Source organism: Enterococcus raffinosus (assembly GCF_019175485.1).
GTDB classification, from domain to species: Bacteria; Bacillota; Bacilli; order Lactobacillales; family Enterococcaceae; genus Enterococcus_A; species Enterococcus_A raffinosus.
Map to the genome: position 1 here is coordinate 188,215 of NZ_CP072889.1, position 13,215 is coordinate 201,429.

The 13,215-nt window shown below is 39.3% G+C and carries 10 protein-coding genes; 4 read left to right on the forward strand and 6 right to left on the reverse strand.

The genetic code is table 11. From position 1 onward, the window contains the following. The first annotated feature begins 115 nt into the window (after positions 1-115). The 4 genes from J9537_RS15620 to J9537_RS15635 all read left to right on the forward strand — a co-directional run bounded on the left by J9537_RS15620 (position 116) and on the right by J9537_RS15635 (position 4,479). On the forward strand, positions 116-1,531 hold the full coding sequence (locus J9537_RS15620; RefSeq protein WP_245001348.1) for a phospholipase D-like domain-containing protein: 1,416 nt from the start codon (positions 116-118) through the stop codon (positions 1,529-1,531). A 77-nt stretch (positions 1,532-1,608) separates the two neighbouring features. Beyond that, a complete protein-coding gene (locus J9537_RS15625; protein ID WP_070509444.1) occupies positions 1,609-2,292 on the forward strand; it encodes a response regulator transcription factor in 684 nt (227 codons plus the stop codon). Continuing rightward, complete coding sequence (locus tag J9537_RS15630) at positions 2,289-3,743, forward strand: sensor histidine kinase (protein ID WP_070509445.1); 1,455 nt, start codon at positions 2,289-2,291, stop codon at positions 3,741-3,743. The genes J9537_RS15625 and J9537_RS15630 overlap by 4 nt, the downstream gene beginning before the upstream one ends. Positions 3,744-3,801: 58 nt before the next feature. Next, on the forward strand, positions 3,802-4,479 hold the full coding sequence (locus tag J9537_RS15635) for a hypothetical protein (RefSeq protein WP_070537694.1): 678 nt from the start codon (positions 3,802-3,804) through the stop codon (positions 4,477-4,479). Positions 4,480-4,546: 67 nt separating this feature from the next. Here J9537_RS15635 and J9537_RS15640 read toward each other — a convergent pair whose 3' ends face one another. From J9537_RS15640 to kdpB, 6 genes are all read right to left on the reverse strand, one after another. Next, the gene (locus J9537_RS15640) at positions 4,547-6,343 is read right to left on the reverse strand and encodes a heavy metal translocating P-type ATPase (RefSeq protein WP_070509447.1); all 1,797 of its coding nucleotides are present in this window, start codon (positions 6,341-6,343) and stop codon (positions 4,547-4,549) included. 144 nt (positions 6,344-6,487) lie between these two features. Further along, complete coding sequence (locus J9537_RS15645) at positions 6,488-7,117, reverse strand: class I SAM-dependent methyltransferase (protein ID WP_245001349.1); 630 nt, start codon at positions 7,115-7,117, stop codon at positions 6,488-6,490. 154 nt (positions 7,118-7,271) lie between these two features. Beyond that, positions 7,272-7,970 (reverse strand): response regulator transcription factor, encoded by a 699-nt coding sequence (locus J9537_RS15650; RefSeq protein ID WP_070509449.1) that lies wholly within the window; start codon positions 7,968-7,970, stop codon positions 7,272-7,274. Between the two features lie 10 nt (positions 7,971-7,980). Continuing rightward, positions 7,981-10,551 carry a sensor histidine kinase gene (locus J9537_RS15655; RefSeq protein WP_070509450.1) on the reverse strand — a complete coding sequence of 857 codons (2,571 nt, stop codon included), beginning with the start codon at positions 10,549-10,551 and terminating at the stop codon, positions 7,981-7,983. 68 nt (positions 10,552-10,619) lie between these two features. After that, positions 10,620-11,150, reverse strand: a complete 531-nt coding sequence (locus tag J9537_RS15660) for a potassium-transporting ATPase subunit C (protein WP_070509451.1) — start codon at positions 11,148-11,150, stop codon at positions 10,620-10,622. A gap of 34 nt (positions 11,151-11,184) precedes the next feature. Continuing rightward, complete coding sequence (kdpB, locus tag J9537_RS15665; protein ID WP_070509452.1) at positions 11,185-13,215, reverse strand: potassium-transporting ATPase subunit KdpB; 2,031 nt, start codon at positions 13,213-13,215, stop codon at positions 11,185-11,187.

The following is a 13,215-nucleotide window of genomic DNA, read 5'->3' on the forward strand; positions in this document are numbered from 1 at the left end:
AGACCGAAAGACTGTCTTATTTTGCTTACATTGATTTTTCAAGATTATTCCCTCTTAGTTTTTATATGATAAACTGTTTATATAGAGACTGAGGATACGAATGGGGGATCATAGTATGAAGTTCTTTTCTTTGTTCAAAAAAATAATTATCTTTTTATTCATCTATTTCATTTATTTTGGTCTTTGCGTATGTATTTATAATCTTCATCAAATAAATTCTGTAGCTAAAGAAGCTGAAAAGGATGAGACCGAACCCTTAAAAGCCCTCTACGCAAAAAAAATTCAAAATGAATCAGTCTGTGTTACGGCAAAGCTTGATCAAGCTTTGGCATTGCGTTGTCAGCTCATAGATAGTGCACAGAGTACCTTATATATATCGCAATATGCGATTTCTGATGATGATAGTGGGCTAATCTTCGTAGGAAAACTTTTAGAGGCCGCAAAACGCGGTGTTAAAATCAAACTGCTTTTAAACGGTCTAGCCACTGAGATGAGTATCACCAGTAGAATCCCTTTTGAAATATTTCGTGATGAAAAAAATATTGAAGTAAAAACCATGGGTGGTTTAAATCTTTTAAAGCCTTGGGAAATCAATAATGTATTACACGATAAGCTAATTTTAGCGGATGATAATTATTTTCTATCCTCTGGAAAAAATATAGGCAATCGTTTCATGTTAAAATCCGAAGATTACGAAGCGACCTATGACTATGACCTAATTATTAAAAAGGATGGTCCTTCATCAAAAAATTCTTTGATTGCTCAAGGAAGAAAATACTTCAACAAGCTTTGGACTTCTCGCTATAACTATGATCGTTCTCATTCGTCACGTCCTTTTACTGGAAGAGCCTTGAACAACCTGACAAATGAAATTAGAAAGGCGAACAATCGTCACGAAAAAATATTGCGACAAGAAATTCTTTCAACCTTGGATTTTCATAGGATCAACGCAGGGTTGTTACTTCATAATCCTGTCGGCACATTAGTCAAAAAACCGTTGCTCTGGAAGCAGCTTGTTCGTTATGTAGAAGAATCTGAGAAAGCGACCATTCAAAGCCCGTATGTAATCATTTCTGATAAAATGAAGCAGTTCGGAAAGAAACCGCTTCCTAAAGATTTGACCTTGATTACCAATTCTGCAGCGACCTCACCTAATTTATTTGCTTATGCTGGTTATTTACATCAAAAGGAGCAGTTAAATAAGCAGATGGACATTTGGGAATATCAGGGCGATGGTTCTCTTCATCATAAAGCTATTTTGTTAAATCAGACGATTGGTGCAGTGGGTTCATTCAATCTAGACTCTCGTTCCGCTTTTTTAAGCAGCGAGAATATGATCTTTATTGATAGCCCAGGTTTTCATGATCAGTTAGAAAAAATCATGCAGGAGTATCAATCTGAAAGTTTGCAGGTCAAAAATTTAACCACTTATAAAAAAAGTGAACTTAAACATCGTATCGTCCATCCAACGAAACAAAAGCTGTTGGATCTGATCAGTAAAATTATAAAACCCTTAGACTTTCTTTTGTGATAAAGTCTCTTACTATTTATGAGCTATCATCCATTTTTTCTTATGACTAAATATGAATACCATTCAAGGAGGCAATCGTGAGAATTCTAATTATTGAAGACAATGAACAAATCGTCAAAGTGTTGAGCCGTTTTTTAAACGAAGAAGGATATGAAATCTTCGTCGTATATGATGGGAAAGATGCTCTCCCCTATTTCGACAGTCATGCTATTGATTTTATTCTTTTAGATATTATGCTGCCACATGTGAACGGGTTTGAAATTTGTCAGCAGATTCGCAAGAAATCAACCGTCCCTATCATCATGATCACCGCAAAATCAGAGGATGCAGATCGTATCTTAGGTTTAGAAATTGGCGCAGATGATTATATTATTAAGCCCTTTTCTGCAAAAGAAGTTCTTTATCGAATCAAAGCGATTATGCGACGAATCGATTTTGAAAAAGGAATAGTAGAAAAACAAATTCTCTTAGGCTCAATGCGTTTACTAATAGAAAGCCGACAGGCATTGATTCATGATAACGAAATTAAGCTGACCAAAAAAGAATTTGAGTTGCTTCTCCTTTTCGCAAAATATCCCCATAAAGTTTTTACCCGTGATAATTTATTAGATACCGTTTGGGGGTATGACTATTACGGGGATAGTCGCACCGTCGACAGTCATATTAAACGACTTCGTGCAAAATTGAAAAAAGCGGGTGTTGAGGATTGTCAAATTGAAACTGTTTGGGGTGAAGGCTATCGAATTGAGGTTTCCTCATGAAGAAGATTACCGTTCGACTAATTAAACAATTTGCAGCGTTGCTATTGGTTTTTGCGCTTATGATTGCCTTCTTTTTTGGCATTCTTTTCGCAAAGCAAACCGAAGATATGCATCAGGAGGAAATGACTCACCGCAGCGAACTGATCAGCGAGACGCTCTCAGGCTACTTTCAATCTACCACTCATCAAAGTCAAGGAGAGGGCAATGGACAAGGAGCTGGCATGGGCGGCTATGGTGCGTTCTTGAGATTTCTTAATCAAATTGCCGGGGAAGATGTATGGGTAGTTGATACGAATATGAACACAATTATTTCCTATCACCATGAAGATTCCACTAATCAAACCACGCCTCCAACTGAAGCGAAATCGCTAGTACGTGCTGCTTTTAATCAAAAAAAAATGCAGGTTTCAAAAAAGAGAAAGCTTTTTCAGTTACAGGAATTAACGATTGCGACCCCTATTCTATCTGGTGGTTCTGTCCAAGGGATTGTTCTAATGCACTCGCAGGTTGATGCCATTCACAAGAATCAAATTTCTGGATATTTGATCTTGCTTTTAAGTTTGCTTGGATCTGTTATTGTTGCAATTTTCCTAGCATGGCGTCTGTCTAAGCGCTTTGTCAAGCCGATTGAATCTATGCGGGTTTATACTGATAAGCTAGCAAATGAAAATTATGGGGAATCCTTGTCAATTCAATCAAAAGATGAATTGCAAGAACTTGCTGATCAACTGACTTTGTTAAGCCGAAGATTAGCAGAAGCCAAATCGGCACGTGATCGTAAAGAACAATCTGAAAAAGACTTTCTTTCTCAAATTTCTCATGAGCTGCGCACACCTGTAATGGTGATAAAAAGTTCTCTAGAAGCAATTAACGACGGATACTTAAGCACGAACGAGAAGCAAGAATATCTAGCGCAGCTACTAAAGGAAAGCGCCAATTTAGAACGACTCGTAACTGACTTGTTGGAATTAAGCCGATTACAATCAACAGAATTTCAAATTCAAAAGGAAGCGGTTAATCCTTTAGACTGCCTTGATGACGCTTTGAGAAGCTATCGATTGGCCTTTAAGGAAAAAGGACAAGTGATAAAGAAAACGAATCAGATAGATCAACCTTGTTTGATACTTGGTGATTATATGCGTATTACTCAGGTAATCAAGATTCTTTTGGATAACGCAACTAAGTATTCTCCTTCAAACTCATTGATCGAAGTTTCCGTTTTAAATAAGGATTCTCAAATAACCTTGACCTTCTCTAATGAACTTATCACACCACTAGAAAACACAGATCAGCTATTTGATTCATTTCATCGGCAGCCACAAAACTATCAGCATGGAACGGGGCTTGGTCTCGCAATTGCCAAGCAAGTGATTAGACGACATGAGGGACAAATTACTGCTGAGTCTAATTCGCAACAGTTTACAATAAAAATTGTTCTACCTTCTTATTAATTGCCATACTTTTGACACATTTTCCTTCCATACTATAGTCGAAAGGAGGAGATCACTCATGATCAAAATTAATAAAAAGGTTCTTACAGCTTTTCTTTTTGTAGGTCTAATCGGTTTAACTAGTATAGAGGCCGATGGAGCTGCTACTTCTAGACAAGGGATCCAAGAGCTGCGATATTGTACGATTAACAACATTTATAAAGCGCCTCAGGTTGATTGTCCCCTACGTCAAGATCGTATTCTTAATCAATTAAATCAAGATACTGCCGCTACTAATCAGACAGCAGCTCGACCTCAGGACGGCTCTGGTGCGCGTCTCGGTAACGGAAAGCAGCATGGTACAGGATTAGGGAGAGCAGATGGGCCAAGAGTCCCAGATTGTCCTTACTATGAAGAAAAGCAAATACAGACAACTCCCGACTCAAGCACCACTCCAGCATCAGAAACGACAAATTATGGTGTTCAGCCTCAGGATGGTACGGGAAACCAATATGGACAACAAAACACGGTTGTAAATAATACTCAGCAGAGCACTGGAACGAATTATACAGGTAATGCATCGAGTGTTCAGCAACAAGCAAATGAGAGTACGCTCGCTCAAGCTCAGCCGAGTACTTCACCCTCACAAGCAAGTGATCAACCAAACAACTCAGGGCAAGCAGGTTCCCACCATGGGTTGCGTGATGGCTCAGGCTCTGGTGGACAACGCGGAAGAAACGCAGGACATTGCTATTAAAAAACGAGTAAAATCCGACCAACTACACCTATGCATAGTTGGTCGGATTTTTATTGATGAGCTGTTTTTAATGATCCTTTCGTGCCCGCAGAGCAGATAAAATGGAAACAGTATCAATAACTTCCTGCAATGCTGCACCAAGTAATGCGGGTATTACACCTGTGCTTGCAATCAGCATTAATACCACACAAATCACGATACCGATCAACACAGATTGACGAGCAATTCGCATCGTATCTTGTGAGAGTCTAACAGCTTCAGAGACACGAGTTAAATCATCTTTTAAGATTACTGCGTCGGCACTTTCACTAGCAGCAGTCGAACCATGTGCCCCCATCGCAATTCCAATATCAGCGATCGCTAACGCTGGCGCATCATTGACGCCGTCACCTACCATGATACTTGGTCGTTCAGCTCCACTTAACGTTCTTAATACATTGATTTTCTCTTCTGGCAAACATTCCGCATGAACTTCAGAAATGCCAACCTCGCTAGCTATCTTATTTGCAATTGATTGATGATCCCCAGTTAGCATAATGGTTTTCTCAATACCTAATCTGTTCAATGAGGTGATCGTTTCAGCAGATTCTTCACGCACAATATCAGTGAAGGTGATGTATCCCGCATAGATATTATTTATAGAAACATAAACTGCCGTTTGTTCATTGCTTAATTCTACAGGTGCGGCTGCGAACACAGCTTTTCCTACACGAAGTTCTTTTCCGTTAACTTTAGCTTGGATTCCCTGACCAGTTACTTCTTCCAAATTTGTTACTGGAAATAAAGACAGATGGTTTTCTTTTGCATAGGCAACTAACGATCTCGCTAAGATATGACTAGAGTCTTGTTCGCCACTCGCGGCATAGATCATCAATTCTTCTGGAGAAACCTCGGCTGTGACTGTTTTGATTTTTTCTACAGATAATCTACCTTCTGTTAGTGTACCCGTTTTATCAAACGCAATACTTTTTGCTCGTGCCAGTTTTTCAATGGTCGTTCCTGTTTTCACGACAATCCCATTACGACTTGAACGACTCATGCCCGCTACTAGTGCTACCGGTGCTGCTAAAATCAATGGACATGGAGAAGCAACGACCAAGACTTCTGCAAAACGAACAGGGTCTTTTGATACAAACCAAGCAACTCCGCCAATAACATAGGCAATAATTGTAAAAGGAACAGCATAACGATCCGCTAAGCGAACAAAATGAGCTGGTTTTGCCTCAGATTCTTTGACTAGTTTTACCAGTGTCTGATATTGGCTGTCCTTCGCTGCCTTTGTTACTTTAAAGCGCAACGCAGCATCCCCATTAATAGAGCCTGACATTAACTCGTCGTTGATTTTCTTCTCTATTGGCTTGGATTCACCTGTTAATGAAGATTCATCAACAAAAGATTCTCCTGAAAGCACACGACCATCAACTGGAACCACTTCCCCTGGTTTGACTAAGATGATGTCCCCTACTTGCACTTCTTCAACAGATAAATCGCTTATTCTCTCTCCGTCGATTCGATGAGCCGTTTGAGGAGAATTATCCAAAAGAGAACGTAATTCACGACTAGCTTGATGACTAGCATAATCCTCTAAGCTATCTCCGCCAGTCAACATGATCAAAACCATTAAGCTGGCCCAATATTCACCCACTAGTAACGTAGCAACAATGGCAGTGATCGCCAAAATATCCACTCCATATTTTCCAGAGCGAAGCGTTTCGATCATTCCAATCAGCATAGAAATGGTCATTACACCACCAACAATCGCAATTAACCAAAAAGCCAGCTGATTTTGATGAAAACCAAATTCTAAAATTAATGCTACAATCCCGATCATTACAGTTAACAAAAATTTCTTTACATTACTCATACGAACGCCTCCATTTATCTTCAATATGAGAATAGCACTTGGAGATCCTAATTGAAAACAGAAACACCTAAATGAGAAAGATAATCATTAACATCGTTGATCTATTGTAATCAATCAATAATAATTATAATTAAGCGCTTTAAATTATTGACTTGTATAGTTCATTATTCGGTAACAAACCCACGGTGTCGTCTGATAAATGTCAACAAGTTCTAGACCTAAATCGTTTAGGTAAGCTCGAAGATACTCCTCTTCTACTAAATTTGGCAGAAAATAGTTTACTTTTGTTTGCTCACAAGCAATCCATAGTTCTCCTTCTTGTGCTAAGATTCTTTTTATTTCAGAAAAGGATTGATCCAATTTTTCCCAATGAAAATGCGTTTGGAAAGCAAATACCAATTCAAAAAAATTTGTTGGAAGATCAGTCTCTTCAATTTTTTCTTGTTTAATGATTACATCATCCCTATTTCTTTTTCGGGCTTCTTTTACAGCAGTGCTCGAACAATCAATCCCATAAATCGTACTAGTTGGAAAATGTTTGCGAATGAGATTTGTTGAGGCTCCATTCCCGATTCCAATATCTAATACATTTTTTGGGGGATAAACCGTTATATACTTAAATGTCCACTTGACCATGGGCAAATACGCCCGATTCCATATGTTCATCATCCACATACCCAAAATACCAGTAGGATTCTTCGACTGTTCTATCAAGCGTTTGAAGATTAAAAATAAGACGATTGCTCCTATTAATAAACTAAAAAAAATAAACAATTGTTGCACCTCCATTTATTCTAGTCTACTAAAACTTGAGACACTTAGATAGTCTATTCAAATCCGCTGTTTCTTTTCTAATAAAAGTGATTTTTGTCCGGAAATTCCATTATAAAAAGCCCTTGCATAGCAAGGACTTCGTGAAAAGTATTTTCTATTCTTCATCGTCTGTGCGATGATCACGGAGACGATACCCTACTCCAATCTCAGTAATTAAGTATTCTGGCTTAAGTGTATCCGTCTCAATTTTTTTTCTGATATTAGACATATTTACTCGTAAAGTTTGAGAATCATTGCTATAAGGTCCCCAAACCTCGGTAATCAGTGTTTGATAGGTGACGACTTTGCCTAATTCACGAAACATCAAAGCAAGAATGCGATACTCATTTTTAGTTAAGTGAATTTCCCTTCCATCCTTATAGACCAATTGTTTATCAAAATCAATTTTCAATGCATTATTTTCTACTATGGACAAATTTTCTGGATGAACGTTTTGATGACGCAGGGCTGTCCGAATTCTAGCCAGCAATTCATTCGTTCCAAAGGGCTTTGTGACATAATCATCGGCCCCTAAATCCAACGCCATTACTTTTTCTTCTTCATTATTTCTAGCAGAGATAATGAGAATTGGCAGGTGCATGCGTTTGCGTAGAATTTTCAATAAATCAATACCATCAATATCAGGTAGTCCTAAATCTAGTAGTACCAGATCAATCGTTGTGGTTTGGAAAGCAGTTAAAGCCTCCATGCCTGTTCGCGCGATTGTCAATTGATACCGCTCTTGACCTAAAACAACTTCCATAAAATCCGTGATATTTGGATCATCTTCAATTAATAATATGGATTGCTTCATTTACTTTCCCTCACTTCAAATAAATTCTTACAAGTGTTCGGCCTTCACCAACGGTCATTTCCATTCTTCCATTGTGGGCGTGGATTATTGTTTTAACAATACTCAAACCGATACCTAAACCATTTTTTGAATCTACAGGAACTTCGTTGGTACTAGATAGATTGGACTGAATTCGTTGAAATTGTTTCATCGGTATTTCACCATAATTTTCTATTTCGAAAACAGTGCCATCCTGCTCATGGTGAACTGTCAGCTTAACGGGGTGATTTTTTTCCCCATGACGGAAGGCATTCTCTACTAAATTAAACAATGCTTGTTCAATCAAAATAGGATCAGCTTGAATGAATACCACCTCTTGTGGCAATTGAATAGTCACTTCTCCCTCTGGATAGACTTTCTTCAAATGCTTGTACACCGCTTCAATAATTTCTTCGACAGGTTCGGCTGTTTTTGTCACCTTCATAGTATCCATATTGATTCGAGTGATGGAAAGAAGATTTTCTACCATTCGAATTAACCATTGTGATTCATCCTGAATATCCTTCAATAATTTCTGACGTGTTTCTTCTTTTAAGTCTTCAGCAGCACCTAAGGTTTCGGCAATTCCTGAAATGACTGTTAAAGGTGTCCTTAAATCATGAGACACTGCTCGTAAGAGATTGCTGCGAACCTTTTCTCGTTCATTTTCTCGTTCAACTTTTTCTTTTTCTTCTTTCAGTTCGGTTTGTTCTAAAATAACCGCAATCTGAGTCAATACAAGCTTTAAATAATTGAGCTGATCATTTTCTAGTTCCAGATTAGCCCGTCGTTCAATTCCTAATACTGCCAATGTTTTTCCGCTGGCGACGATCGGTAGGTAAAATCCTTTAGCGCCTACCAGAGTATCTGTCCCATTCCCTGCTTCTTTTTGATTTTTTGCTGACCAAAAAGCAACGGCTGCCTCCTCTTTTTTATTTAATACAGAGGCTTTATCAGCAACGCAATGAACACATTCTACTGTTCCCTTTCGATCAAAAATAATGACTTCTCGTTCTAGCAATCTTGACAAATAGGTGGCCGAGATATCGAGAATCTGTTTGCGGCTTTCTGCTAAAACATATTGTTTGTTCAATTCATAGAGAATTTCCATCTGATGTTCTTTCTCCATAGAACTATCTGCTTGCTTCTTCAAGCGAACCATCAGATTACTGATCATCAGCGCTACCACTAACATAATCAGTAACGTGATAGGGTAGCCTTGTTTGTATACGGTTAATGAATATAATGGTTCAACAAAAAACCAGTTAAAGGATAGAACACTTAATATGGAAGAAAGGGCGCTCCAAAAATAGCCAGAGGTCGTTCGGGCAACTAATAAAATAAAAAAGATATACATCAGCATCAAGTTTTGATCACCAACATGAATGTATTGCATCAGTTCTGTGATGATTGTGGCCAGAAATACGCCGCCAACCGCAATGGCTAAATCTTTTCCGCCTCCTTCGATTACTTTTCGCGTCTTGAAAAACAAGGATTGCTTCTCTTCGCTGAATGGAATCAGGTGAAGCTCGGTATCATTTAATCGTTTTAACAATCGATCATCAAATGCTTCGACGAAGATTTTTTCATACCACGGCTGACGAAGATTTTTCCCCATGATGATGTCAGTAACACCAATCATTTTGGCAAATTCCACAATGGTTTCAAAGCTGTCATCCTCCTCAATACTGATCATCTCGGCGCCTAACTTTTCGGCTAAAGGAATATTCGTCGGCGTATTTTCCTGTGTACGAATTTGAATGACTGTCCACTCAGCCCCTAAACCTTGAGCCAACCTGGCAGTCCAGCGTATGCACTTTTCAGTCATTTTAGGAAAGGTGTCATTCACGACTGCCAACAGTTTACTTTGAATCCCGATTGTTTTTCCACTTATTCGATTGATATGGTCTGAAGCTCGTTGAATCGCCAATCCCCGAAGCTGATCGAGCTTTTGTGGGATAAAGAAATTCTGTAACGCTCGTCTTGCATTCTCATTCGCATAGATTTTTCCCTGCTCCAATCGCTCAATCAGTTCATCTGGCTCAACGTCAATGACCTTAATCGTTGCTTGTTGTAAAAAGGTATCGGGAACTGTCTCTTTGACTTCGATACCTGTCACTTCTTCAACAATGTCATTCAAGCTTTCAATATGTTGAACATTGACAGTAGTAAACACGTTGATTCCAGCCTTCAATAATTCATCTACATCCTGGTACCTTTTTCGATTTCGAGAACCTTCGGCATTAGTGTGGGCCAACTCATCGATCAAAACTATCTCTGGTCTTTGTTTGATGATTTGATCAATATCTGGCTCTGTTAAGATCATTTGTTTGTAGGCGATCTTCTTGGGAGGAATTTGAGGCAAGCCTTCTAGCAAGCGATTGGTATCCGGACGATCATGCGGTTCAATGTAACCAATCACTACATTTTTTCCCATTAACTGCAATTCATGAGCTTCTGCCAGCATTCCGTATGTTTTTCCGACCCCCGCTGCAAAACCAAAAAACACTCGGAGCCTGCCACGTCGACCATCACCTAATTGTTTCTCTTCTTTGTTTTCCATCACCACACCCCCTTTTTTATACATAATAATTCTCTAGCTGCTAAAAACAGCTAGAGAATTCTCACTGATTATGCTTCTAGTTTATCTAATGCGAGGTTCAACTGCAAAACATTCACATAACTTCGATCAGAAAACCAATCTTTTTGACGATGATCATCAATTAATTCATAAATTTTTTCTTGAGAAAGCCCACGCTCTTCAGAAATTCTAGCGACTTGAAATTTGGCCGCGGCTAAACTTATATCTGGATCAACACCGCTCGCAGAGGCAGTAACGAGGTCATTAGGCACTTTTTTTTCTGATGGATTCTTTGCCAATTCAATCTCGGTTCGCTGTTCAACCAATTGCTTTTGTTCGCTTGAAACAGGTGAAAGCTGGCTAATTTTTTCACTTCGTCCTGAGAAATATTTCTTCTGTTTGAATTCTTGACCAATCAATGATGAGCCGACGACACGTTTTTCTACCTTTACCTGACTCCCATTAGCTTGATTTGAAAAGAATAGCTGCCCTACACCAGTAACAGCTACAGTATAGACACCGCCAAAAATAATTAGACTTAAAATCAAAAAACGCAAACTACCAAATAGGCTTTTTTTCACGTTTATCTCCTCCTCATTTCTATACATTTAGATTCTACAAAATGATTAATGAAAGAACCATGTCGATTAATTTAATGAAAATAAAGGGAGCGATGATCCCTCCCAGGCCATAAATCAATAAATTATGACGCAAAATTTGACTAGCAGGTTTTTCTTGATAGTTCACTCCTTTTAATGCTAGCGGAATCAAAGCAACGATAACTACCGCATTGTAAATAACAGCCGATAAGATCGCTGTAAGCGGGCTGCCCAATCCCATGAGATTCAGTCGATCTAGTTGTGGATAGATACTATAGAATAAAACAGGTATTACTGCGAAATATTTAGCGATATCATTGGCGATACTGAAGGTGGTTAATGCTCCTCTAGTCATTAATAACTGTTTACCGATTTGGACAACCTGCAGCAATTTAGTAGGACTCGAATCTAAATCAATCATGTTCCCAGCTTCTTTTGCGGCTTGTGTACCAGTATTCATTGCCATTGCCACATCTGCCTGTGCTAAAGCTGGTGCATCATTTGTACCGTCCCCTGTCATTGCGACGAGGTGCCCTTTTTCTTGATACTCACGAATCAAATCCATTTTGTTTTCAGGTGTAGCTTCCGCTAAAAAATCATCAACCCCCGCTTCAGCTGCGATGGCCGCTGCGGTTAAAGGATTGTCCCCAGTGATCATGATCGTTTTGATACCCATCTTTCGCATATCGGCAAACTTTTCTTTCACTCCGTTTTTCACAATATCCTTCAAATAGACAACCCCTAAAACACGATTATTTTTAACTACTACTAAGGGTGTCCCACCTGCGCGGGCAATTTTGTCGACAAGGTCATCACATTCAGGAGGGTAACTTTCTCCTTTTGATTGTACATATTTCTTCATCGTGTCTGCTGCGCCTTTACGAATTTCATCTCCACGATAATCAATTCCGCTCATTCGCGTCTTCGCACTAAAGTCGATAAACTTCACTTCTGATTGTTGAAACGCTCTTTCACGTAAATTGAAGCGTTCCTTTGCGAGAATGACAATACTTCTGCCTTCTGCTGTCTCATCTGCTAGTGAGGACAATTGAGCGGCATCAGCAAGCTGTTCTTCACTGACCCCATTCACCGGTAAAAATTCACTCGCTCGGCGATTCCCCAAAGTGATGGTTCCTGTTTTATCCAGTAGGAGAACATCGACATCTCCAGCCGCCTCAATCGCACGACCACTCATAGCGATCACATTTTCTTTCGTTAAACGACTCATACCAGCAATTCCGATTGATGAGATCAACGCACCAATCGTTGTTGGCGCCAAACAGATCAACAAAGCTATCACAATAATCATTGAGAGAGCTTCCCCTTTTCCTGAAAGCTGACTACTGAAATCTGTAAATGGAACTAGGGTTATTGAGACCGTTAAAAAGATAATCGTTAAGGTTATCAAGAAAATCTGCAACCCAATCTCGTTCGGTGTTTTTTTTCGTTGTGTTCCTTCAACCATTGCAATCATTTTGTCTAAGAAGGATTGGCCATTTTCCGAAGTTACACGAATCACTAAATAGTCCGATACAACCGTGGTACCACCAGTGACGGCACTACGGTCACCACCAGACTCTCGAATAACCGGTGCAGATTCTCCAGTAATTGCACTCTCGTCAACGGAAGCAGCCCCCTCAATGACATCTCCGTCAGCAGGAATCTGTTCTCCTGATCGGACATAGACCAAGTCTCCGCGTTTCAAATCTGATGAACGCAATTCTATAAAGTTCTCTTCTCTGATATCCTTCAGACTGTTTATTTTATAGGTCATAACTTCTTTTTTTGCTTGCTTCAAGCTATCTGCCTGCGCTTTTCCTCGTCCTTCTGCAACAGCCTCTGCAAAATTCGCAAAGAGTAAGGTCAGCCAAAGAAAAATAGTGACAGCGATACTGAACCATATTGGAACTCCAGTTGGATAAAAACATAAGAGCGTTGTGAGAATTGCCCCCAAGTAAACAACAAACATAACTGGATTTTTGATCTGCTGGCGAGGATCTAATTTTTTAAAAGATTGTCCTGCTGCCCATTGATAGATTTTCTTCAT